The following is a 21,393-nucleotide window of genomic DNA, read 5'->3' as shown; positions in this document are numbered from 1 at the left end:
CCCCAGCGGAACTGATGATCGGCTGAACACGCGTGAAGGAAAACTGATGATCGACGTGCAGCGGCTGCGCATCCTGCGGGCCGTGGCGGAGCACGGCAGCTTCAACAGGGCGGCCGGAGCCCTGCTCCTGACACCGTCGGCCGTCTCCCAGCACATCGCCTCGCTGGAGCGCACGCTCGGTCAGCCGGTGGCGGTGCGCAGTACCCGCGGGGTCACGCTCACCGAGCCCGGACGGCTGCTCGTGGAAGCGGCGGAGACGATATCCGCCGAACTGGACCAGGTGCGCCACGAGATCGACCGGCTCACCGCGCCGCGGCCGCGCCTCACCGTGGCCACCTTCACCAGCGGGGGCCGGCGCCTGCTGCCCGAGGCGCTGTCCCGGTTCGTGGCCGCGCATCCGGAGGTGGAACTGACGGTGCTGGAGAGCGAGCCGGAAGCCGCCGTGCCGATGGTCCGCACCGGCGCCGCCGACCTCGCCCTGGCCTACCACTTCGACGGTCCGCCGCCCGTACGGCCGGACGGGCGCCCCGCGCTCGACTGGGTCCCGCTGATGGAGGACCCGCTGTGGCTGGTCCTGCCGCCCGGCCACCGGCTCGCGGACCGGACCTCCATCGGCCTCGCCGAGCTGGCCGCCGAACGCTGGGTGCTCGGCTGCCTCAAGACGGAGGCGTTCTTGCGCCGTTACGCGGAACTCGCCGGGTTCGACCTGCGCGTGGGGGCCTCCACCACCGACTACTTCTTCGCCCAGACCCTGGTCGCCGCGGGCGTCGGCGTATCCCTGGTCCCGCAGGTGTCCCTGGCGCCGCCTCCCGGGTCCGCCGTGGTCCGGGTCGAACCGCCGCGCCCTGCCCGGCACATGGGCGTGGTCATCGCACGCCGCAGACGCCCGAGCCCGTACGCCGTCGCCCTGACCGAGGCCCTGACCGCCGCCGCGCTCAAGGAAGTGCGTTCGTGAACCCCCTCCTGCACGGTCTCGCCGCCAACCCGGCGCTGCCGCCCGAGCTGGTCGACCGGCTGATCGAACTCGCACTCGCGGTCGCGGTCGCACGAGCGGGTGCGGAGACGGGTACGGAGGCGGGCGTGGACACCGATCCGGCCGGCGAGCTGCTCGATGCCCTGGCCGACCGCTCCGATCTCCGCCACGACCAGGTGCTCTCCCTCGCCGCAGGGGCGGAGCACACCGCCGTCCGCCTCGCCCGCGACGGGAAGCTGACGGCCGCCGACGTGGACCCCGTGCGGCAGCCGCTCGCCGCACTCGCCCTGCTCGACGAGGGCGCGGGCCGCCCCGAGTGGGCCCGCCTCCTCGCCGCGGACCCGGACCCCCGCGTCCGGTGGCGGCTGGCCTCCTGCCCCGGCCTGCCGCCGGACGTCGCGCAGACCCTCGCCGCCGACCCGGACACGGGCGTGGTGGCGGAACTGGCCCTGTGGACGACCGCGGCCGTGACGGCGCTGCTCGCACGGCACCCGCACGCCGAGGTCCGTCGCGAGGCCGCCCTCAACGAGGCGACACCCCCCGCCGCGCTGGCCGCGCTGATCACCGGCGAGGGGCTCGCCCCCGCGGAGTCCTGTCTGGTCTGCGACCTCAAGGAGATCCCCTTCACCCACCACCCGTACTGCCCGGACGCCGACTGCGAGTTGCGGGGCGGCGCGGAGTGCGACGGTACGCACGGCTCCACCGTCTTCGAGACGTGGGAGAGGGCCGTGCGCAACCCGGCCACTCCCCCGGAGGCCGCGGTCACCTTCGTGGACCATCCCTCGATGATTCTGCGGTGGGCCCTGGCCGAACGATCCGATCTGCCGTCGCACGTCTACGCACGCCTCGCCGAGGACCCCCTGCCCGGCGTCTGGGAGGCGGTCGCCGTCAACCCGGCGCTCGACGAGGAGCTGGTCCGGGCCCTCGCCACCGACGACAGGCTCGTGCTCCGGCGCGGCCTCGCCCGCCATCCGCGCCTGCCGCTCGACGTGCTGACCCTCCTGGCCACCACGACCCGCCTCGGCCCGGAGCTGCTGCCCCGGGTCGCGTCCGCCTCGCCCGCCGAGGTCGCGGAGCTGGCCGGTTCCCCGCACGCGGCCGTACGGATGCTCGTGGCCCATCGCCGCGATCTGCCGCCGCGGGTGCGCGACGCGCTGGCCGCCGACCCGGACGCGGCCGTGGTCAAGGCCGTCGCCCCGCATCCCGGCCTGTCGGGGGAGCAGTTGCGCGCCATGGTCGCGCGACACGGCGTACGCGTGGCATCCCGGGTCGCCGCCAATCCGGACGCGCCGGGAGCCCTGCTGACGGAGCTGGCCCGCCACGAGCCGCCCGTACGCAGGACCTTGCGTCAGATAGCCGCCCACCCGAACGCGACGGCCGACGCGCTCCTGCCCGCTCTGGCCGACGCGAGGGCGGGGCTACGTGCCGCCGCCCACCCGGCGCTGGCGCCGTCGGTCCTCCTCGCCCTCCTGGAGGACCCCGACGAGGAGCGGGCCGAGGCCGCGGCCTCCAACCCCGCTCTCCCGCCCGCGGTGATGGAGGAGCTGGTGGCCCGCTACGCCGGGCCCGGAGTGACCAGACCCGTCTCGTAGGCGAGGACCACGGCCTGGGCCCGGTCGCGCAGCGACAGCTTCGCCGGGTAGCGGGGGCGGCCGGGCGGGTGTCAGGCTCCCCCGTCCTCCTGTGCTCGCCCGGACCGCACCCGGCGCGCGGCGGCCTCCGCCGCGCGCCGGGCCTTGCGGGCCTCGCGGGTGGCCGCGCGGTGGCGTTCCTCGGTCTCGGCGACGGCGGCGTAGGCGAGGTCCCGGGCGGCCTGGGAGCGCTCCACCTCCGCGTCGGCGGCCACCGCCTGGGCGACCGCCCGCTGCCTGGCCTCCTCGGCCTGGCGCAGTTCGTCCTCCCGCGCCGTGGCGGCCCATTCGGCGTCCCGGGCAGCGGCGCGTGCGGCCTCGGCCCCGGGGACGGGCCGCCGCTCGGCGGCCTGCGGTACGGCGGGTGCCGGTGGCTCGGGCGGTGCCGGCGGCGGCACGGGCTGCGCGGGCGGCACGGCGCCCGCGTCGACGCCGGGGAACTCCGTCGGCAGCTCCGGCGCCTTGGCGAGTCGGCCCGAGGCCCAGGCCTCGGCCGCCTCCGGATCTGCCAGGGCGGCGTAGAGGATCTGCTCGACCTCCCGCAGCACCGTCTCGGAGACGGGGGTCCCGGCCTCGTCGGCCAGCCGCAGTGCCTCCCGGGCCAGCGCCCCGACGACCACGTGCTGCTGGTGGGACAGATCGCGCAGCTGCTCCCCGTCCAGGGAGCGGTGGGCCGCCCGCAGCGCCTGCCCGAGCTGGCGGAACTGCTCGACCTCCTCCGGCTTCGCCCGGACCAGCGTGTTCGACGTCCACGCTGCGCTGGTGGGCCGCCGCAGCCCCGCGATCCGCTTCCGCGCGGCCGGATCCCCGGCCCGTTTCGCCCGGGACGCCGCCTCGTCCCGCGCCGCCGTGAACCGCGCAGGAGGCAGCGCGTACAGGGCGTCGATGACCTCTTCCACATCCACGCCGACCACTCTCCGTCATCATCACCCGCGGACGGGGGACCGTGCGGACTCAGCGCGCCGCCGGTCGGACGCATCGGTACCCCGGGGGCGGGACGAAGATCGCCAAAACGGGCCAGCGGCGCGGCCCCGCGCGGGTGAATGGCCGCTCCTGCCCGTTCCCACCTGGGGCGGAGCCCGTTGGAGAGTCATGCGCACTCCGATGGACGCCCCGATGGCCGCATCGACGGACGCCCCGGTTCCGGCCGTGGCCGCCGCTCTCCGCGGAGCCTTCACCGAGCGCGCGGTGGAGGCCGGTCCCGATCTCCTCTCCCGCATACGGGCGACGCTCCGTGACGGCGTCCTCGCCGTCAGCCTGGCCGGGGAGTTCGACCACTACACCTGCGCCCGCCTGAACGGTCTCCTCGACGAAGGCGCCGCCCGCGGAGCCCGCCGGCTCGTCCTCGACGCGGCCGGGGTCAGCTTCTGCGACTCGGCCCTGCTCCACGTGCTGGACCGGTGGGCCCTGACCGGCGGCCAGGTGGAACTGGCGGCCACCTCGCGCGCGCTGCGTCTGCTGCTGGCCGTGGCTGCCCGGGTCCAACGCCCACCCCGGGTCCGGCTCAGCCGGTGACCACCTGACCGACGCGGTGTTCCTCGACGATGCGGCCGTCACGCAGTTCCACGACCCGGTCGGCCAGTTCGATCAGGGCCGGGTCGTGGGTGGCGACCAGCGCGGTGACGCCCTCGCTGCGCACCACCGCCCGCAGCAGCCGCATGATCGAGCGCCCCGTCTCGGAGTCGAGCTGGCCGGTCGGTTCGTCCGCGATGATCAGGTCCGGTTCGTTCGCCAGGGCCCGGGCCACGGCCACGCGCTGCTGCTGGCCGCCGGAGAGTTCACCGGGGCGCTGGCCCGCGTGGTCGGCGAGGCCCACCAGGGCGAGCAGCGTCCTGGCGCGCTCCTCGCGCCGACGGGCGGGGATCTTCCGCAGCCGCATGGGGACCCCGACGTTCTCGGCGGCGGTCAGGACGGGGATCAGGCCGAACGACTGGAACACGAAGCCGATCCGCTCGCGGCGCAGCCCCAGCAGCCCCGACTCGTCCAGGCCCGCCAGCGGGGTGCCGTCGAGCAGGACGGTTCCGGCGGTCGGGGTGTCGAGGCCGCCGACCAGGTTCAGCAGGGTGGTCTTGCCGGAGCCCGACCGGCCCTTGAGCGCGGTGAGTTCGCTGCGGCGCACCTCGAACGAGACGCCGCGCAGGGCGTGTACGGCCCGGGGGCCGCTGCCGAAGCTCCGGTGGACGTCGTCCACCACGACCATGGGCGCCGCCGTGCCGTCCTGTTGCTGCGTCATGTTGTGCGCTCCCCCTGAGACTTGGATCGGCCGACGGACGCCCCGTGGAGCACCGTCCATCGAATTTGCTCATCCGTCACATCCTGCACGCAAGTCCCTTCCCCTGTGCGTTCGAATCTGACAGCATCGTCCGCTATCCGGTGCCAGAGGTCCGGACGGGGGAGGAACAAGGCACATGCTCGGCTTCGTCGTGCGCCGGCTGCGCGGGCGATTGCCGCTCGCCGCTGCCGTGCTGCTCACCGTACTGATCACCACGACCGTGCTGACGGCGCTGTTCGCCTTCACCCGCGGCGTGGGCGAGGCGGGGCTGCGCCAGGCGCTCCAGGGACCGGGCCGGGCCCGGGCCACCGTCCTCGTCACCGACGAGCATCCGGGGTCGGCGCGCCCCGGGGACGACGGGGCCGTACGGGCCTTCGCGGGCGAGCTGTTCGGCGGGATCCCGTTCGGCGTCGAGTCGGTGGCGCGCAGCCGTCCGTACGGCCTGCAAGGTGGCCGCGCGCCCGGCAAGGACGCCGACCTGACCCTGCTCGCCTCCCTCGACCGGGACCGCGTACGGCTCCTCGCGGGCCAATGGCCGCAGGCGGCGGGCGGACCGGGCGGCGCGGACCCGTCCCGGCTGCCGGTGGCCGTGCCCCGGGCGGCGCTGGTCCGGCTCGGACTGACCGAGGCCGCGCTCCCCGCCGAGCTGCACCTGGACGACCGGTACGGCGGCGCCGCGCTCACCGTGCTGGTCACCGGCGTGTACCAGGCGGCCGATCCCGGAGCCGCGTACTGGCGGCTCGACCCGCTCGGCGGCCGCGAGGTCCAGGTCGGCAGTTTCACCACCTACGGCCCGCTGCTCGTCGACGGCAGCGCCTTCACCACGGGCGGGCTCGCGCAGAACAGCCGCGCCTCGCTCCTCACCCCCGACTTCGCCGCCGTGCGCCCCGCAGAGGCCGAGGCCCTGCGCGAACGCGCGGCGCCACTGGCCGACGGCCCGGCGCGAGCCGGCGTCAAGATTCCCGCCGGTCTCCAAGTCAGGAGCGAACTCCCGGCCTTACTCGGCGAGTTGGATTCCGCTCAACTCGTCGCCCGTTCTTCCCTGCTGGTCGGCGCGCTCCAGCTCGCCGTCCTCGCCGCGGCCGCTCTGCTGCTGGTCGCACACCTGCTGACGGACCGCCAGGAACCCGAGCGCGTCCTGCTCACCGCGCGCGGCGCCTCACGCGGACGGCTCGGCGCCCTCGGCGCCGCCGGGTCGCTGCTCCTCGCCCTGCCCGCCGCCGTTCTCGCACCGCTGCTCACCCCGCCCCTGCTGGACCTGCTCAGCGGTTTCGGCCCGCTGTCGCGGGTCCCGTTCGACACGTCCGGGGGGTGGCTGCTGTGGCCCGTCGCGGCCGCCTGCGCCCTCGGGTGCGTGGCCCTGACCGCGCTTCCGGCCGTACTGCGCGGTGCGGGCGCCGCAGCCCTGCGCCGCAGCGGCCGCCGTCAGGCCCTCGTCGCGGGGGCCGCCCGGTCCGGAGCGGACCTGGCGCTGGTGGCGCTCGCCGTCCTCGCCTACCAGCAGCTGGCGCAGTACAGCGGCCACGGGCCCGCCCCGGCCGGGGCGGGCGCCGGACTCGGCGTCGACCCCGTGCTGGTGGCCGCGCCGACCCTGGCCCTGTGCGCGGGCACCCTCCTGGTGCTGCGGCTGCTGCCGTTCGCCGCGCGGCTGGGCGGGCGGCTGGCCGCGCGCGGCCGCGGGCTGGGCCCGGCACTGGTCGGCTGGCAGCTCGCCCGCCGGCCCGGGCGGGCCACGGGCCCCGTGCTGCTGCTGGTCCTCGCCGTGTCCAGCGGGGTCCTGGCGCTCGGCCAGCACACCGCCTGGTCCGCGTCCCAGCGCGACCAGGCCGACTTCGCCACCGCCGGTGGCCTGCGGATATCGGGCAGCGAACTGGCCTCGCCGGGCCGGGGCGGACGCTACGCGTCGCTGCCCGGCGGCGAGCGGGTGATCCCGGTGATCCGTGCCAAGCAGGAGCTGCCGGGCGGGCGCGCCGGGGAGGTGCTCGCGCTGGACGCCGCCGGGGTGGCCGAACGGGTTCCGCTGCGCGCCGACTTGCGGGACGGGCGCGCCATGCGGGAGCTGTTCAAGCCTCTCGCCATGGACGGCGGCACGGGCGCTGGCGGCATCGCGCTGCCCGGCCGGCCGCGGCGCATCGACGTGGACGTGGCGGTACGGGCGCCGGGAATCGGCGGCCACCCCGGCCTGGGTCTGCTGCTGCGCGACCGGTTCGGCCTCACCTTCCGGACGCCGATGCTCCAGCTGCCCGAGGCAGGGGAAGCGACCGTATCGGTGGACCTGGACGCGCTCACCGGGGCCCCGCTCGGGTCCGCCGCCGCGCCGCTGAGCCTGGCCGGGCTGGTGTTCTCGTACGCCATGGAGGAGCACGGCCCCGGCCTCTCCGACGACGGGGTGGCGCCCGGCCCGCGGGATCTCACCGGGGAGCTGACCGTACGCCGGCTCGCCGTCGCCGACAGCCCGCACGGCGAGGCCCTGCCCGTCCCCGGTGGCACGTCTCCCTGGACCCTGAGCGCCCCGGCTCTGACCAGCGGCGCTGCCGTCGCCGAGCTGCTGCCGGGCGCGGAAGGCGGACAGGGCGGCCCCGCACTGCTGCGGCTGCGCTACCGCGGCGGCTCCGACACCCTCGGCGGCGTCCGGCTCGGGCTGCTCCCCGGCGGCGCTCCCGCGGCCGAGGTGCCCGGCATCGCCACCCGCGGGTACCTCGCCGCCGTCGGCGCGTCCGTCGGCGATCTGGTCCCCGTGCCCCTGGGCAGCGCGACCGTGCCGGTGCGGATCACCGCGGCCGTCGGCTCCCTGCCGGTGGCCGGTGACAGCGCGCTGGCCGTCGATCTGGCCACCGCCGGGCGGTTGTTGGCCGCCGACGGTGCGCGGGAGCTGCCCGCTCCCGGCGAGTGGTGGCTGCCGGCCGCCACCGCAGACGACCCCGTCCCCGCGCAGGCCGCCGCCGCACTGCGCTCCGCGGCCGGGTCGCAGCAGGTGGAGCTGCGCGAGGAAGTGGCCGCCGCCCTGCTGGACGACCCGCTGAGCGCGGGCCCCCAGAGCGCGCTCGCCGCCCTCGCGGTGGCCTGCGCGGTGCTGGCGGCGATCGGCTTCGGGGCCGCCGCCGCGGCGACCGGGCGGGAACGGGCCCGGGAGTTCGCCGTGCTGCTGGCGCTCGGTGCGCCCCGCCGCGGGCTGGGCCGGACGGCCGCCGCCGAGAGCGGTGTCCTGGTGGGCCTGGGGACCGCCGTCGGGCTGGGGCTCGGCGCCGCCATCGTCCACATGGTGGTTCCGCTGGTGGTGCTGACGCCGGCCGCTCGGCGGCCGGTGCCGGGGGTGCTGGTGGACCTGCCTGCCGCCCAGACCCTGCTGATGGCCGCCGCGGTCGCCGCGGTGCCGCTGCTGTCGGCCGTGTTCGGCGGCCGCCGTGACCGGACCGTCCGGGGCTCCGCCGAACGGCTGCGCCTCTTGGAGGAGATGTGACCCGCCCGGCCCCGACCGCCGCCGACGGGCGCGGGACCCGCCCCGCGCCCTGGGTACGGACCCGGCTGCGCGCCGCGCCGCTGACCGCGCTGCTCGGCGCCGCCCTCGCCTTCGTCGCCGTCCTGCTGGCGGCCGCCCTGCCGCGCGCCGTCGACCGGGGCTCCGACCAGGCGCTGCGCTCCTTCCTGCACGACCGGGGCCCCGGCCCGACGAGCCTGCTCGCCACCGCGCCCGCCCGGTACGGTCGGCAGAGCCCGCAGGAGCTGGACTCCGTACTCGCCACGCTGCGTTCGCGTACCGGCGGGTCCTTCAGGCTCGACCCGAGCGGTCCGGTGCACGGCACCCAGGGTGTGAAGCCGCGCAGCCTCACCAACCCCGACTTGCCCCGTCCCGAGGGTATCGACCCGCGGCTCACGCTGATCCGCCTGCCCGAGGCCGCCGCGCACGTGTCTCTCGTGGCCGGGCGCTGGCCGGGCGGCGCCGCCCCCGACGCCCCGGTCCAGGTCGCGCTGTCACGACAGGCGTCCGAGACCCTTCGGGTCCCGCTCGGCACCGTGCTGGAATCCGTACCGGGCACCGCCGGTACGGCCCGGGCCGAGGTGGTCGGCCTCTACGACGCCGCCGACCCGGCGGACGTCTACTGGACCGACCTGCCCTGCCTGACCAAGGCCTGCCAGGCCTTCACTCCCACCGTCGTGCCCCAGCTGTACTGGCAGACGGCCGCCCTGGTCGGCCCTGACGGCCTCGACCCGCTCGCCGCCTGGGGCGAGGGCGCCGAGGACTTCTGGCGGCTGCCGGTCGACACCGCGGTCCTGCGGGCCGACCGGCTGCCCGCCGTCACCCGGGAGATCGCCGCCTACGTGGCCGGCCCCACCTCCTCCCAGCTGACACGCGCCACCCAGCGCCCCGAGCTGCGGATCAACTCCCGCCTGCCCGAGCTGTTCAAGCAGGCCGAGGCCCGTCGCCAGGCCGCCGCACCACTCGCCGCGATCGGCACGGCCGGAGTCGCCGGGGTGGCCCTCGTCGTGTTCTGCCTCGCCGCCGCGCTCACCGGGGACCGGCGCGAGGCCGAACTGCGGCTGCTGCTCGCACGCGGCGGCTCACGCCGTACCGTCGTGGGCCGCGTGCTCGGTGAGGCCGCCGTCACCGTGCTGCCTGCCGCCGCGCTGGCCACCTGGCTCGCCGTACTGCTGCTGCCGACACCGCGCCTGACGGCCTCGCTGGCCGGGGCGTCGGCCGTCACCCTCCTGGCGCTGCTGGCCTTCCCCGTACGTGCCGCCGTGCTGCTGTCCGCGCCGAGGCGGCCGCGCCCCCGCCGCCGGCTCGTCGCCGAGCTGCTCGTGCTCACCGCCACCGCCGCGGCCGTGTTCGAGGTGCGCCGTCGCGGGGTCGCCCCCGCCGGCGGCGGACTGGATCCGCTGGTGGTCGCCGCCCCGCTGCTGCTGGCGCTGTCCGGCGCGCTCGTCCTGGCCCGGCTGCTGCCCGCCGCCGTCGGGGCGATGGCCCGGGCGGCGGGCCGGGGATCCGGCCTGATCGGCTTCCTGGGGCTGGCCCGGGCCGCCCGGGGCACGGGCGGCCGGGCACGCGTCCCGGTGCTGCCGCTGGTCGCTCTGCTGCTCGCGGTCACCACGGGCGGCTTCGGGGCCACGGTGCTGAGCTCGGTGGACACCGCCCGGCTGCAGGCGGTCCGGCAGACCGTCGGCGGCGACGCCCAGGTCATCGCGCCCGCGGCCGGCACCCTCGCGCCGGAGCTGATCCGGGCCGCCGCCGCGCTGCCCGGCGTACGCACGTCCGTCCCCGTATGGACGGACGACTACACCTTCCTCTTCGGCACCAAGGAGGGCTCCACCCAGGTGACGGTGGTCGTCGCCGAGCCGGAGGCGTACGCGGAACTCGCCCGCACCGTGGGGCGCGGCCGGTTCGACCCGGCGCTGCTCGCCGGCGGCGCCCCCGACGCACCCGTGCCCGCGCTGCTGAGCCGCGACCTCGCCGCGCGGGCCGTCGCCGACACCCTGCGGGTGCGGATCGGCAGCGACGAAGTCGCGGTCAGGGCCGCCGGTGTGGTCGACGGCACGCCCGCCGTGGCGGGTCCGGGCGGCTCCACCGTCGTGCTCCCGGCCGGACCGGCCGGCGCCCACATCCCCAAGACCGCCCGCCCGAACCGGTGGTTCGCGACCGGGCCCGTCGACGAGACCCGGCTGCACGAGCTGATCCGCACCGCGGCTGCGGCCGCGACGGCCGACCACTACACGGTCAAGACCAGCGCCGCCTCCGTCGCGGCACTCGCCGGCGAACCCCTCCAGCACGCGGCCGGCCGGCTGTTCTGGGCGGCCGTCGCGGCCACCGCGGGCTTCGCCCTCCTGTCCGTCCTGCTCACCCTCGTCCGCGCGGCGCCCGAGCGGGCGGCGCTGCTGGCGCGGCTGCGCACCATGGGCCTGCGTCCCCGGCAGGGCGTGGCCCTGATCCTGGCCGAGGCGTTGCCGCAGGCGCTGGTCGCCGCCCTCGGCGGCGGGCTGGTCGCGCTGGCCGCCGTGGCCCTGCTCGGCCCGGCCGTGGACCTGTCCGCGCTGGTCGGGGAGAAGGTGCCGGCCGGGCTGCGGCTCGCCGCGCGGCCCGTGCTGACCCAGGTGCTGGGCCTGACGGCCCTGGTCACCGCGGGCGTGCTCGCGGAGGCCGCGATATCCGGCAGGCGACAGATCACCACCGAGTTGAGAGCGGGAGACCAGCGGTGAACACCGACCAGCCGACCTACGAAGAACTGCGCAGGCAGGCCCTGGCCGCCGCCGCGCCCCGTACGACCGGGGCGGGCACGGCCATCGCCTGCGACCGTCTGGTGCGCATCTTCAGCACCGACGGGGTCGAGGTGCAGGCCTTGCAGGGGCTCGAACTGACCGTGGCCCAGGGTGACCTGGTGGCCCTGGTCGGTGCCTCCGGCAGCGGCAAGTCCACCCTGCTGAACATCCTGGCCGGCCTGGACGTCCCCACGGCGGGCACCGCCACCGTCGGCGGCTACGACCTGCTGGAGATGTCCGCGAAGGACCGGCTGCGCTACCGGCGGGAGGCGGTGGGCTTCGTCTGGCAGCAGACGGCCCGCAATCTGCTGCCCTTCCTGACCGCGGCCCAGAACATCGCCCTCCCCATGCAGCTGAGGGGCCGGGCCTCCCGGGGCGCCGCCGCGCGCCGCGCGGGCCGCGTCCGCGACCTCCTCGAAGCCCTGGAGATCACCGACCTGGCCGGCCGCCGGCCGGCCGAGCTCTCCGGTGGCCAGCAGCAGCGGGTGGCGATCGCCGTGGCCATGGCCAACGATCCCGAGGTCCTCCTCGCCGACGAGCCCACCGGAGAGCTCGACTCCGAGACCGGCGCCGCCATCTTCGAAGCCTTCCGCACCGTCAACCGCGAACTGGGCGCCACCGTGGTCATCGTGACCCACGACCCGCTCGTCGCGGGCGAGGTCCGCCGCACCGTGGCCATCCGCGACGGCCGCACCAGCAGCGAGGTCCTGCGCCGCACGGTCACCGACGAGCACGGCGCGGAGTCGGTGAGCGAGCGCGAGTACGTGATGCTGGACCGCACCGGCCGCGTGCAGCTCCCGCAGAAGTTCCTGGAGGCCCTGGGCATGGAGCAGCGCGTGGCCGTCGACCTCGCCGCCGACCACATCGAGGTGCGCCGCGACGAAGCGGACAAGGACGGAGCCGAGGCCGGGGCCGGGGACGACGCCTGAGGGACACCCGCGGGACCGGATTCCGTCACTTCCCCGGGTCGGGGGTCGTTAGGGGCCTTGGGGTTGACTCGGGGGCGAAGGGATGACGGTATGCGGCAATTTCCTCTGGAAATGCACCAGGTGGCACCCGGTCGGGTGGTCGAGTGGCGGTTGCGGTCCACGGCGGCGGCGGACAGCGACGGCCCGGATGACGCGGCGGGCAGGAAGGCGTCCTTCAACCAGGACAAGCACTTCACCGTCGCCGAGGAGAGCCGGGCCGCCGACGACCCCGTCGCGTCGTGGATCGCGGTCACCTTCGAAGTGGCCGGAAGGCTGGACGAACCGGCCCTGGCCCGCGCCCTACTGGCCTTCGTCCAGCGGCACGAGGTGCTCAGGTGTGCGTTCCGCAGGCTGGCCGGGGAACTGGCCTGTGAGCCCTTCGACCCCGCCGAACTCGCCCTGGATGCAGAGCCCGTGGGCGCCTTCGAGACCTCCGAGCTGCTGCGGGACTTCCTCGTCGAGCGGTTCAAGCGGAGCATCGACACTCTGTCCTGGCCGCTGTTCACCATGGGCGCGGTCCTGCGCGAGGATTCCGCGACGGTCTATCTCGCCTTCGACCACATCGTGTGCGACGGCATGTCGATGCCGATCGTCGTCCACGAGGTACTGACCTCCTACGAGGCCCTGTGCCGCGGGGAGGACAGCGGGCTGCCGCCGGTCGCCCCCAGCTACCTCGACTTCGCCGACGAGCAGCGGCGCCGCTACCTCTCCATCGACGCCGGCGACGAACGCCTGGGCCACTGGAAGGAGTTCATCGCGCGCGGCGGCGAGTTCTTCCCCCGCTTCCCGCTCGACCTCGGGGTGGAACAGGGCCGGATGTACCCGATCGTCAACGAGGCCTCCGTGCTGCTGGACGCGGGCGAGGCGGAGGTGTTCGAGAAGACCTGCCTGGCGGTCGGCGGCAAGCCGTTCATGGGGGTCCTCGCCGCGGTCGCGGTGTGCCTGCGCGAGGCGGGCGGTCCCGGCGTCTACCGGGGCCTGATGCCGGTCAGCGAGCGCGGCCGGGAAGGCTGGGCGGACTCGGTGGGCTGGTTCGTCAACACCATGCCCATCGAGTTCGACGCCTCCCCCGGCCGGGACTTCGCGCAGGTCATGGCCGCGGTGCGAGCCGGATTCACCGAAATGATCGGCCATATCGACGTGCCGTTCGTCCGCGCGTGGGAGCTGCTGGCGCCCGAGGAGTTCGCCGCCCGCTCGTGGCCGTACCCGGTGAACTTCTTCTCGTACATCGACATGCGCAAGTGCCGGGGCGCCGACCGCCACGACGAGTGGCGGCCCGCCACCCACGTGTGGTCGGCGCGGGCCAACGGGGCCTGCTCGTGGTTCCAGCGGGACGCCGACGGAATGCACATGAACTCCCTGTACGTGGACACCGTCGCGGCCCGCCGCACCATGGGCGACCTCCAGGAGGCGCTGCGCCTGACGGTCCAGGAGATCGCCCGCTCGGGCGGGTTCCGCCGGCCCGTCGCGCTGACCCCGCAGCGCCGGCCCGTGGGGTCGCCGCTCGACGTGGCCGCGTTCGCCCGGCACGGCTGAACTGCGGGCCCGGCCCCGGGGGGCCGGTCGCGCGCCGCGGTCGGCGCCGGATCGGGCCGGCGGGCTCAACAGGGCCGAGGACCGAGGCGAGGCGGATCCGCGGTCAGAGGCGGGCCGCGCGGCTGCGGAGCAGGGCGCGCTCCCGCGCGTTGCGGGTGAGCGAGGCAGCCCGCTCGAACTCCGCGCGGGCCTCCGCCGGCCGGCCGAGGCGCTCCAGCAGGTCTCCCCGCACGCTCGGCAGCAGGTGGTAGGCGCGCAGGCCCGGTTCCTGCGCCAGCGCGTCGACCAGCGGCAGCGCCGCCTCCGGTCCCTGGGCCATCGACACGGCCACCGCCCGGTTGAGCTCCACCACCGGGGACGGGACGAGCGTGACGAGCCTCCCGTACAGGGCGGCGATCGTCGGCCAGTCGGTGTCCTCGTAGCGGACGGCCGCCGCGTGGCAGCCCGCGATCGCGGCCTGCACGGAGTACGGGCCGCTGCCCGCGTGGCGCATGGCCTCGATGCCCCGGTGGATGAGCATCCGGTTCCACCGGGCCCGGTTCTGGTCGGCGAGCAGGACCGGTTCCCCCTCGGGTCCGGTACGGGTGGCCATGCGGGACGCCTGGAACTCCAGCAGCGCGGCCAGGCCGTGCACCTCGGGCTCCTTGGGCATCAGGGCCGAAAGGACGCGGGCCAGCCGCAGGGCGTCCTCGCACAGGGCGGGGCGGACGAGGTCCTCGCCGGCGGTGGCCGAGTAGCCCTCGTTGAAGACGAGGTAGATGACCTCCAGGACCGAGGTGAGCCGTGCCTCGCGGTCGGCTCCGTACGGGACTTCGAAGGGCACGCCGGCGGTGGCGAGCGTCCGCTTCGCCCGGACGATGCGCTGGGCGACGGTGGACTCGGAGGCGAGGAAGGCGCGGGCGATCTCCTGGGTCGTCAGCCCGCCCATCAGGCGCAGGGTGAGTGCGATCCGGGCCTCGGTCGCGAGCACCGGATGGCAGGCGGTGAAGATCAGCCGCAGCAGGTCGTCGTCGATGTCGTCGGGGTCGGCCGGTTCGCCTGGGGCGGGTACGTCCTCCAGGCTCCGGCCGACCTCGGCGAGTTTGCGCGCGTACGTCTCCTTGCGGCGCACGAGGTCGACCGCGCGGTGCTTGGCGGTGGCCATGAGCCAGGCGCCCGGCCGGTCCGGGACGCCGGACTGCGGCCACTGTTCGAGTGCGGCGACGAGGGCGTCCTGCGCGAGTTCCTCGGCGATGCCGACGTCCCGCACGATCCGGGCCACGCCCGCGATGATGCGCGCGGACTCGATCCGGAACACCGCTTCGACCGCCTGGGCCGTACTCACTGCCGTCACGGCCACCCATCAGAGCAGCCGTGACGTGGCAGGGCAAACGCGGCGCGGATCACATCTCCTGGATCTCCCTGACCTCGGCGCTCACGTTCCACTCCGCCGGGTGGATCTCCAGGAACCTCTTCGTCCACTCGATGGCCTCGGCCTTGTCCTTGCACTGGGTCAGGGAGTAGCCGCCGACGACCTCCTTGGTCTCCGTGAAGGGGCCGTCGGTGTAGCTGATCTTTCCGCCGGACCAGCTGAGCCGGGTCCCTTCGGCGGTGGGGAGCAGGCCGGCGGTGTCCAGCATGACCCCGGCCTTGGTGATCTCCTCGAACAGGGCGCCCATGCGCTGCTCGAACTCCGGCGGGAACTTCTCGGGGGGCAGGTCCTGCTCGTTGATGCGGATCATCGTCAGGAAGCGCGGCATGGTGACTCCTCGGTCGGAAGCGGCGGGGGCTCTCCCCGCCTCTCACCCCTGCGTCGAACGGGAGGCGCCCGGATCGACAGCTCCTCGAAGATTCTTCGGAGAATTTTCCGGAGGGGCGATCCGGCGCGCCCCTACTCGTGAGTAGGATCGCGGCCCCGGCCGCTTCCGAAAGGTCCCCCCATGCCGCGCACGCCTTCCTCGCCGCTCCTGCTCGCCGGTCTCCTGGCCGGGGCGGCGGTCGCGCACGCTGCCGTGCCCGAGAAGTTCGACGCGATCGTCCCGCGCTCGCTGCCGGGCAGCCCGCGCGGGTGGACGTACGCGAGCGGGGTGGCCGAGCTCGCACTCGCCGCCGGGGTCGCCCATCCGCGGACCCGCAAGGCGGCCGCGATGGCCGCGGCCGCCTTCTTCGTCGGCGTGTTCCCGGCGAACGTCAAGATGGCCGCCGACGCGCGCCACAGCTCCTCCGCCGTGCGCGCCGTGGCGCTCGGCCGGCTGCCGCTCCAGGTGCCGCTGGTGCTGTGGGCCCGGAAGGTGAGCCGCGGCGCCGCGGCCCGCTGACCGGCCACCCCGTCGACCCCCGGCCCTGGACCCCCGGTCCCGCCCCCCTGACCGGCCCGGATCCGGTCAGCGGCTGTCGCCCGTCCAGTCCCAGCGCCCCGGATCGCCCGCCCGGCGGCGGTAGTGGGCGCGCCCGCCCGCCCCGTAGCGCCCTATCTCCGTGGCCAGTCGGGCCTCCTCCGCGAGCTGCGGGGGGCTCCAGCCGGTGACGTCGAGGAGGAGCCCGTCCAGGGGGCCGCCCACGAGTTCGCCGTAGACGTGGCCGGGGCGGGGGCCGGGGTCGGGGTCGTCGTGGTCGGCGCCGTAGACCCGGCGCCGGAGCATCCTGTCGTCCATGCCTCCAAGCTTCACAGGCACCACTGACAATCGTCCGCCGCGTGCAGCGGCGATGATGGGTGCCGCCTCCCGGTCGCGGGAGGCGTGGGAGCGAGGAGCGGCACGCATGGCACGTCGGGTACACCAGCCACTGGAGAACCAGGAGTTCGATTTCATCCTCTCCATGGCGCCGGGGCCGGTTCTCGCCTATTTCTGCGGAACCTGGCCGAAAGCCCTGGAGGCGTGCCGGGCGATGGACGCGCTCGTCGGCGAGCTGTCCGAGGAGTACGGGGCGCGGCTGACCGCCGTCCGCACCGACATGACCCGCTGCCCCGGGCCGACCAGGCGTTACGGCGTGACCGGCGCGCCGACCGCCGTGCTCATCAAGGACGGTGAGGCGGTGGCGAGCCAGGCCGGACCCATGACGCGCGAGGAGTTCCGGGCGTTCCTGGACGCCCACCTCTGAGGCCGCCCCTGGGGGCCGGGCCGCCGGTTGGGCCCTGTGGGCGAACTCGGGTGATCTGGCCGAAAGTGGCATAGGTGGGATAGGTGCCTCAGGCATGTAATGGAGTCCGGCGAGACGGAACCATCGCTTGCGAGGTGCTCCATGTCAGAGACAGTTGCCTTCCCTCAGGACCGAACCTGCCCCTACCACCCACCGGCCGCTTACGAACCCCTGCGGGAGAGCCGGCCGCTCTCCCGCGTCACCCTCTTCGACGGCCGCTCCGTATGGGTGGTCACCGGGCACGCCGAGGCGCGTGCCCTGCTCGCCGACGGCCGGCTCTCCGCCGACCGCCGCAACGCGGCCTTCCCGGCGCCGACCAGGCGGTTCAAGGGGCTGCAGAACCGGCGCGCCGCACTGCTCGGGGTCGACGACCCCGAGCACAACGTCCAGCGCCGGATGCTGATCCCCAGCTTCACCCTGAAGCGGACGGCCGCCCTGCGGCCGCGGATCCAGCAGACCGTGGACCGGCTCATCGACGAGATGGTGGCGGCCGGCCCGCGGGCCGAACTGGTGGGTGACTTCGCCCTGCCGGTGCCGTCGATGGTGATCTGCGCCCTGCTCGGGATCCCGTACGAGGACCACGAGTTCTTCGAGGGACAGTCGCGGCGGCTGCTGCGCGGCCCGGAGCCGGCCGACGTGGAGGACGCCCGCCGTCGGCTGGACGACTATCTCGTCGGCCTCATCGAGCGCAAGCGCCGGGAGCCCGGCGACGGGCTGCTCGACGAGCTCATCGCACAGCGCCTGGAGACGGGCGAGATCGACGTCGAGGAGCTGGTCGCCCTCGCCGTGATCCTGCTGGTGGCGGGGCACGAGACGACCGCCAACATGATCTCGCTCGGTACGTTCACCCTGCTGCGCCACCCGGAGCAGCTGGCCGAACTGCGGGCCGACCCGACGCTCATCTCCTCGGCCGTGGAGGAGCTGATGCGGTTCCTGTCGATCGCCGACGGGATGCTGCGGGTGGCGACCGAGGACATCGCCGTCGGCGGGGTGACGGTGCGCGCCGACGACGGGGTCGTCTTCTCCACTTCCGTCATCAACCGCGACGACTCCGTCTTCGAGGAACCGGACGCGCTGGACTGGCACCGGCCCACCCGCCACCACCTGGCCTTCGGCTTCGGCATCCACCAGTGCCTGGGCCAGAACCTGGCCCGTGCGGAGATGGAGATCGCGCTGGGCACCCTCTTCGAGCGGCTGCCCGGACTGCGGCTGGCGGCCGAGCCCGACCGGATCCCCTTCAAGCCCGGCGACACCATCCAGGGGATGGTCGAACTCCCCGTGGCGTGGTGAGGGCCGTGTCGGACCGGCGGCTGCACATCGACATCGACACCGGCGTCTGCATCGGCGCGGGCCAGTGCGCACTGACCGCGCCCGGGGTGTTCACCCAGGACGACGACGGCTTCAGCGAGCTGCTCCCGGGCCGCGCGGACGGCGCCGGGAGCGCGCTGGTCCGGGAGGCCGCCCGGGCCTGCCCGGTCTCGGCCATCTCCGTCCGGGAGGACTGACCCGGCCGGGGGTGGCTGCGCAGGACATCGGGGACTGGATTTCCTGTACAGTTGTCCAGGAAATCCAGTCCCTTGAGAAGCCTTGAGAAGTGGAGGCGGCCATGCACACGGTCGCTCAGATATTGACCGGCCTCGTGGCCGCACTGCACGTGTACTTCCTGGTCCTGGAGATGTTCCTGTGGCAGCGGCCGCCGGGACGCGCGCTGCACGGCTTCGATGCGGAAACCGCCCGGCTCACCGCACCGCTCGCCGCCAATCAGGGCCTCTACAACGGGTTCCTGGCCGCCGGGCTGGTCTGGGCGCTCGTCACCGACTCGCTGGCCACGCAGGTCTTCTTCCTCGTCTGCGTGATCGTCGCCGGGGTGTACGGGGCCGCGACCGCCAACCGCCGGATCCTCTTCGCGCAGGCCCTGCCCGCGGCTCTCGCCCTCGGCGCGGCGCTGCTTGCCGCGTGAGCCCCCAGGAGCCGCGCGAGCCGGCCTCGCGCGCGCCGGACCCGCGCACGGCCAGGACGAAGGCACGGCTGCGCGAGAGCCTGCTCGCCGAGTGCGCGGACAAGCCGCTCGCCGAGGTCAGCGTCTCGGCCGTGGTCCGCGGGGCGCAGGTCGGCCGCGCCACGTTCTACCTCCATTACGAGGACCTCACCGCGCTCGCCGTGGACGCCTGCGCGGATGTGGTGCACGCGGCGGTCGACGCCCTGCACACCTGGCAGACGGGCCCCGGGTCGCTTCCCCCGGCGCGGCCTCCCGCCGCGCTGGCCGCGTTCCTGGCGGACGCGGCGGACCGCGCACCTCTTTACCGAACGCTGCTCCTCCCGGGCGGCGGCGGCCCGCTCGGCGACCGCCTCCACCGGGAGCTGCGCGCCCGCGCGCACGCCGAGCGCACGGCGGCGGGCGCCCCGCACTCCGATCTCGTCGCGTCGGCGGTGGCCGCCACCTTCACAGGCGTCCTGGCGGACTGGCTGCACGGCGCCGTCCCGGCGGATCCGGCCGCGCTGGCGGACCACCTGTGGCGGCTGCTCCTGGCCCTCCACCGCGCGGTCTAAGGGCTGTCCCGTAATCCCCGGTGGGTCAGCGCACGGCGTCGGATGCGGTGCATCGCAAGGCGGAGGGGCGCCCCCATACTGGGCGTATTCGGGCGTTCCGACAACGCGGCGAGGTGCCGTAGCCGGCGTCGTGCGCCCGCCGGGGATTACGGGACAGCCCTTAGGGCCTGTCCGCCGCGTACGCCGGGAGCGCGCAGCCCCGTAGCGAGGTACAGGACACGGCAGGGGGCGGTCACCGCCGCACACGGTGACCGCCCCTCTCGCTGTGCCCGCCTGTGCGCCTACTGGGCGCGGTCGAAGTCGATCGCGCTGTACGCGCGCAGCTTCGACAGGCGGTGCGTCGAGTCGATCTGCCGGATCGTGCCCGACTTCGAGCGCATGACCAGCGAGGACGTGGTCGCGGTCTCCGAGCGGTAGTGGACGCCGCGCAGGAGCTCGCCGTCCGTGATGCCGGTGGCGACGAAGAAGACGTTCTCGCCGGACACCAGGTCGTTCGTGTGCAGCACGCGGTCCAGGTCGTGGCCCGCGTCGATGGCCTTCTGGCGCTCGGCCTCGTCCTTCGGCCACAGCTTGCCCTGGATCGTGCCGCCGAGGCACTTGATGGCGCAGGCCGAGATGATGCCCTCGGGGGTGCCGCCGATGCCCAGGAGCAGGTCGACGCCGGTCCCCTCGCGCACGGCCATGACCGACCCGGCGACGTCGCCGTCCGAGATGAACTTGATCCGGGCGCCGGTCTCGCGGATCTCCTTGACGATGCCCTCGTGGCGGGGGCGGTCCAGGATGACCACGGTGACGTCCTCGACGGCCATGTTCTTGGCCTTGGCGACGCGCCGGATGTTGACCGAGACGGGGGCGTTGATGTCGACGAAGTCGGCGGCCTCGGGGCCGGTGACGAGCTTCTCCATGTAAAAGACCGCGGACGGGTCGAACATGGTGCCGCGGTCGGCGGCGGCGAGCACGGCGATGGCGTTCGGCATGCCCTTGGCGTTCAGGGTGGTGCCGTCGATCGGGTCCACGGCGATGTCGACCTCGGCGCCGGTGCCGTCGCCGACCCGCTCGCCGTTGAAGAGCATGGGCGCTTCGTCCTTCTCGCCCTCGCCGATGACGACGACGCCGTTCATCGAGACGGTGGAGATCAGGGTCCGCATCGCGTTGACCGCGGCGCCGTCGGCGCCGAGCTTGTCGCCGCGTCCGACCCACCGGCCCGCGGCCATGGCGGCGGCCTCGGTCACCCGGACGAGTTCCAGGGCGAGGTTGCGGTCGGGGGCCTCGGGAGAGACTTCGAGCTGGGGCGGCAGGTTGTGCTCGGTCATCGGAGCGCACCTTTCTGTACGACGACGGCCGGGATGTGAGGGTGACTGGAACTCTATCGGTACGTCGACATATTGAGCAGGGCGGGTCACGTATGAGCGGAATATCGGTCAGCCGATTGGCCTGAGCGGACATCTTGCGCCCCGGCGGGCGCCCCGTGCCGCCGCCCGGGCCCCACCCCCGGCGGAGATCGCTCCCGGCGATGCGGGACGATGGTGCCGTGGCAGGTATGAAAGGCAAGCAGACGATCTGGGACATGGTCCGGTCGCTGGCATTGATCGGCGTCGTGGTCGCGGGGATCTATCTCTTCATCCCGCATGACGAGAACGCCGATCCGACGCACACGGTCGACTACCGGGTGGAGACGCTCACGGCCCGGCGCGCCGCCCCGTACCCCGTGGCAGCCCCCGTGGGGCTCCCGGCGGAGTGGCGGGCGACCTCGGTGTCGTACCAGCGCAAGAACGCCAACGCCTGGCACCTGGGCTTCCTCGACCCGGGCAAGCAGTACGTGGCGGTGGAGCAGTCCACGGACACCTCCGGCAAGAACCTCGGCAAGATCACCCAGCAGGCGAAGTCCACCGGGCAGACCCAGCAGGTCGGCGACGCGGCGTGGGAGCGCTGGGAGGGCGAGAAGTACGACGCCCTCGTGAAGCAGGAGCAGGGTCACGTCACGGTGGTCACCGGGACGGCCTCCTTCGACCAGCTCGGCGCCATGGCGGCGGCGCTGGAGTTCAAGCAGGGCCAGCAGGGTCAGTAGCCCCTTCGGCGGTACGTGAGAACGGC

At 74.7% G+C, this 21,393-nt stretch carries 20 protein-coding genes and 1 pseudogene; 14 read left to right on the top strand and 7 right to left on the bottom strand.

Translation table 11 applies throughout. The features are described 5' to 3' along the window. The first annotated feature begins 46 nt into the window (after positions 1 to 46). Together ACFYOB_RS31945 and ACFYOB_RS31940 are read left to right on the top strand one after the other, a co-directional pair. A complete protein-coding gene (locus ACFYOB_RS31945; protein ID WP_388565817.1) occupies positions 47 to 955 on the top strand; it encodes a LysR family transcriptional regulator in 909 nt (302 codons plus the stop codon). Next, complete coding sequence (locus tag ACFYOB_RS31940; RefSeq protein ID WP_388565815.1) at positions 952 to 2,565, top strand: hypothetical protein; 1,614 nt, start codon at positions 952 to 954, stop codon at positions 2,563 to 2,565. The genes ACFYOB_RS31945 and ACFYOB_RS31940 overlap by 4 nt, the downstream gene beginning before the upstream one ends. Here the strand turns inward: ACFYOB_RS31940 and ACFYOB_RS31935 are convergent. Beyond that, positions 2,529 to 2,618 (bottom strand): annotated as a pseudogene (locus ACFYOB_RS31935) (DNA-binding response regulator); the annotation flags it as partial. The gene ACFYOB_RS31940 and the pseudogene ACFYOB_RS31935 sit on opposite strands and share 37 nt — an antisense overlap. Positions 2,619 to 2,636: 18 nt before the next feature. Further along, on the bottom strand, positions 2,637 to 3,509 hold the full coding sequence (locus ACFYOB_RS31930; protein ID WP_388565812.1) for a hypothetical protein: 873 nt from the start codon (positions 3,507 to 3,509) through the stop codon (positions 2,637 to 2,639). Between the two features lie 187 nt (positions 3,510 to 3,696). Here ACFYOB_RS31930 and ACFYOB_RS31925 point away from each other — a divergent pair, with 187 nt between their 5' ends. Further along, on the top strand, positions 3,697 to 4,119 hold the full coding sequence (locus tag ACFYOB_RS31925; RefSeq protein ID WP_388565809.1) for an STAS domain-containing protein: 423 nt from the start codon (positions 3,697 to 3,699) through the stop codon (positions 4,117 to 4,119). On the opposite strand, the gene ACFYOB_RS31920 is transcribed toward ACFYOB_RS31925, so the two are convergent. Then, positions 4,109 to 4,837: an ABC transporter ATP-binding protein gene (locus tag ACFYOB_RS31920; RefSeq protein ID WP_388565807.1), complete on the bottom strand. Its 729-nt coding sequence runs from the start codon at positions 4,835 to 4,837 to the stop codon at positions 4,109 to 4,111. The two genes, ACFYOB_RS31925 and ACFYOB_RS31920, sit on opposite strands and share 11 nt — an antisense overlap. 175 nt (positions 4,838 to 5,012) lie before the next feature. Here ACFYOB_RS31920 and ACFYOB_RS31915 point away from each other — a divergent pair, with 175 nt between their 5' ends. From ACFYOB_RS31915 to ACFYOB_RS31900, 4 genes are all read left to right on the top strand, one after another. After that, complete coding sequence (locus ACFYOB_RS31915) at positions 5,013 to 8,336, top strand: FtsX-like permease family protein (protein WP_388565804.1); 3,324 nt, start codon at positions 5,013 to 5,015, stop codon at positions 8,334 to 8,336. Beyond that, complete coding sequence (locus ACFYOB_RS31910; protein WP_388565802.1) at positions 8,333 to 11,068, top strand: hypothetical protein; 2,736 nt, start codon at positions 8,333 to 8,335, stop codon at positions 11,066 to 11,068. The genes ACFYOB_RS31915 and ACFYOB_RS31910 overlap by 4 nt, the downstream gene beginning before the upstream one ends. Then, positions 11,065 to 12,057, top strand: a complete 993-nt coding sequence (locus ACFYOB_RS31905) for an ABC transporter ATP-binding protein (protein WP_388565800.1) — start codon at positions 11,065 to 11,067, stop codon at positions 12,055 to 12,057. Before ACFYOB_RS31910 ends, ACFYOB_RS31905 begins: the two co-directional genes overlap by 4 nt. Positions 12,058 to 12,147: 90 nt before the next feature. After that, entirely contained in the window at positions 12,148 to 13,632 is a 1,485-nt protein-coding gene (locus ACFYOB_RS31900; protein WP_388565798.1) for a condensation domain-containing protein, read from the top strand. 103 nt (positions 13,633 to 13,735) lie between these two features. On the opposite strand, the gene ACFYOB_RS31895 is transcribed toward ACFYOB_RS31900, so the two are convergent. Next, a complete protein-coding gene (locus ACFYOB_RS31895) occupies positions 13,736 to 14,956 on the bottom strand; it encodes an RNA polymerase sigma factor (RefSeq protein WP_388565911.1) in 1,221 nt (406 codons plus the stop codon). Positions 14,957 to 15,014: 58 nt separating this feature from the next. Beyond that, on the bottom strand, positions 15,015 to 15,371 hold the full coding sequence (locus tag ACFYOB_RS31890) for a YciI family protein (protein WP_388565796.1): 357 nt from the start codon (positions 15,369 to 15,371) through the stop codon (positions 15,015 to 15,017). A gap of 180 nt (positions 15,372 to 15,551) precedes the next feature. Between ACFYOB_RS31890 and ACFYOB_RS31885 the strand changes: the two genes are divergently transcribed. Next, positions 15,552 to 15,929, top strand: a complete 378-nt coding sequence (locus tag ACFYOB_RS31885) for a hypothetical protein (protein WP_388565794.1) — start codon at positions 15,552 to 15,554, stop codon at positions 15,927 to 15,929. A 66-nt stretch (positions 15,930 to 15,995) separates the two neighbouring features. On the opposite strand, the gene ACFYOB_RS31880 is transcribed toward ACFYOB_RS31885, so the two are convergent. Beyond that, a complete protein-coding gene (locus tag ACFYOB_RS31880) occupies positions 15,996 to 16,265 on the bottom strand; it encodes a hypothetical protein (RefSeq protein WP_388565792.1) in 270 nt (89 codons plus the stop codon). Positions 16,266 to 16,371: 106 nt separating this feature from the next. Here ACFYOB_RS31880 and ACFYOB_RS31875 point away from each other — a divergent pair, with 106 nt between their 5' ends. From ACFYOB_RS31875 to ACFYOB_RS31855, 5 genes are all read left to right on the top strand, one after another. Continuing rightward, positions 16,372 to 16,710: a thioredoxin family protein gene (locus ACFYOB_RS31875; RefSeq protein ID WP_388565790.1), complete on the top strand. Its 339-nt coding sequence runs from the start codon at positions 16,372 to 16,374 to the stop codon at positions 16,708 to 16,710. 141 nt (positions 16,711 to 16,851) lie between these two features. Further along, a complete protein-coding gene (locus ACFYOB_RS31870) occupies positions 16,852 to 18,039 on the top strand; it encodes a cytochrome P450 (protein WP_388565788.1) in 1,188 nt (395 codons plus the stop codon). Between the two features lie 20 nt (positions 18,040 to 18,059). Continuing rightward, positions 18,060 to 18,254 (top strand): ferredoxin, encoded by a 195-nt coding sequence (locus tag ACFYOB_RS31865; protein WP_388565907.1) that lies wholly within the window; start codon positions 18,060 to 18,062, stop codon positions 18,252 to 18,254. Positions 18,255 to 18,355: 101 nt separating this feature from the next. Beyond that, positions 18,356 to 18,709: a DUF1304 domain-containing protein gene (locus ACFYOB_RS31860; RefSeq protein ID WP_388565786.1), complete on the top strand. Its 354-nt coding sequence runs from the start codon at positions 18,356 to 18,358 to the stop codon at positions 18,707 to 18,709. Next, a complete protein-coding gene (locus ACFYOB_RS31855; protein WP_388565783.1) occupies positions 18,706 to 19,299 on the top strand; it encodes a TetR/AcrR family transcriptional regulator in 594 nt (197 codons plus the stop codon). The genes ACFYOB_RS31860 and ACFYOB_RS31855 overlap by 4 nt, the downstream gene beginning before the upstream one ends. Before the next feature lie 281 nt (positions 19,300 to 19,580). On the opposite strand, the gene glpX is transcribed toward ACFYOB_RS31855, so the two are convergent. Beyond that, entirely contained in the window at positions 19,581 to 20,612 is a 1,032-nt protein-coding gene (gene glpX / locus ACFYOB_RS31850) for a class II fructose-bisphosphatase (RefSeq protein WP_054221849.1), read from the bottom strand. Positions 20,613 to 20,839: 227 nt separating this feature from the next. Between glpX and ACFYOB_RS31845 the strand changes: the two genes are divergently transcribed. Beyond that, positions 20,840 to 21,367 carry a DUF4245 domain-containing protein gene (locus tag ACFYOB_RS31845; RefSeq protein ID WP_388565904.1) on the top strand — a complete coding sequence of 176 codons (528 nt, stop codon included), beginning with the start codon at positions 20,840 to 20,842 and terminating at the stop codon, positions 21,365 to 21,367. Positions 21,368 to 21,393 lie beyond the last annotated feature (26 nt).

The sequence above is a fragment of the Streptomyces sp. NPDC006463 genome, assembly GCF_042870715.1.
GTDB lineage: Bacteria > Actinomycetota > Actinomycetes > Streptomycetales > Streptomycetaceae > Streptomyces.
Note: the sequence above shows the minus strand (reverse complement) of the source record. Positions and strands in the feature narration are given on the sequence as shown.

Bases quoted from the DNA above. Each gene is read 5' to 3' on its own strand.
- ACFYOB_RS31870 (WP_388565788.1), top strand. From the start codon at position 16,852: ATGTCAGAGACAGTTGCCTTCCCTCAGGACCGAACCTGCCCCTACCAC.
- ACFYOB_RS31875 (WP_388565790.1), top strand. From the start codon at position 16,372: ATGGCACGTCGGGTACACCAGCCACTGGAGAACCAGGAGTTCGATTTC.
- ACFYOB_RS31915 (WP_388565804.1), top strand. From the start codon at position 5,013: ATGCTCGGCTTCGTCGTGCGCCGGCTGCGCGGGCGATTGCCGCTCGCC.
- ACFYOB_RS31885 (WP_388565794.1), top strand. From the start codon at position 15,552: ATGCCGCGCACGCCTTCCTCGCCGCTCCTGCTCGCCGGTCTCCTGGCC.
- ACFYOB_RS31860 (WP_388565786.1), top strand. From the start codon at position 18,356: ATGCACACGGTCGCTCAGATATTGACCGGCCTCGTGGCCGCACTGCAC.
- ACFYOB_RS31890 (WP_388565796.1), bottom strand. From the start codon at position 15,371: ATGCCGCGCTTCCTGACGATGATCCGCATCAACGAGCAGGACCTGCCC.
- ACFYOB_RS31880 (WP_388565792.1), bottom strand. From the start codon at position 16,265: ATGGACGACAGGATGCTCCGGCGCCGGGTCTACGGCGCCGACCACGAC.
- ACFYOB_RS31945 (WP_388565817.1), top strand. From the start codon at position 47: ATGATCGACGTGCAGCGGCTGCGCATCCTGCGGGCCGTGGCGGAGCAC.
- ACFYOB_RS31925 (WP_388565809.1), top strand. From the start codon at position 3,697: ATGCGCACTCCGATGGACGCCCCGATGGCCGCATCGACGGACGCCCCG.
- ACFYOB_RS31900 (WP_388565798.1), top strand. From the start codon at position 12,148: ATGCGGCAATTTCCTCTGGAAATGCACCAGGTGGCACCCGGTCGGGTG.
- ACFYOB_RS31845 (WP_388565904.1), top strand. From the start codon at position 20,840: ATGAAAGGCAAGCAGACGATCTGGGACATGGTCCGGTCGCTGGCATTG.
- ACFYOB_RS31920 (WP_388565807.1), bottom strand. From the start codon at position 4,837: ATGACGCAGCAACAGGACGGCACGGCGGCGCCCATGGTCGTGGTGGAC.
- glpX (WP_054221849.1), bottom strand. From the start codon at position 20,612: ATGACCGAGCACAACCTGCCGCCCCAGCTCGAAGTCTCTCCCGAGGCC.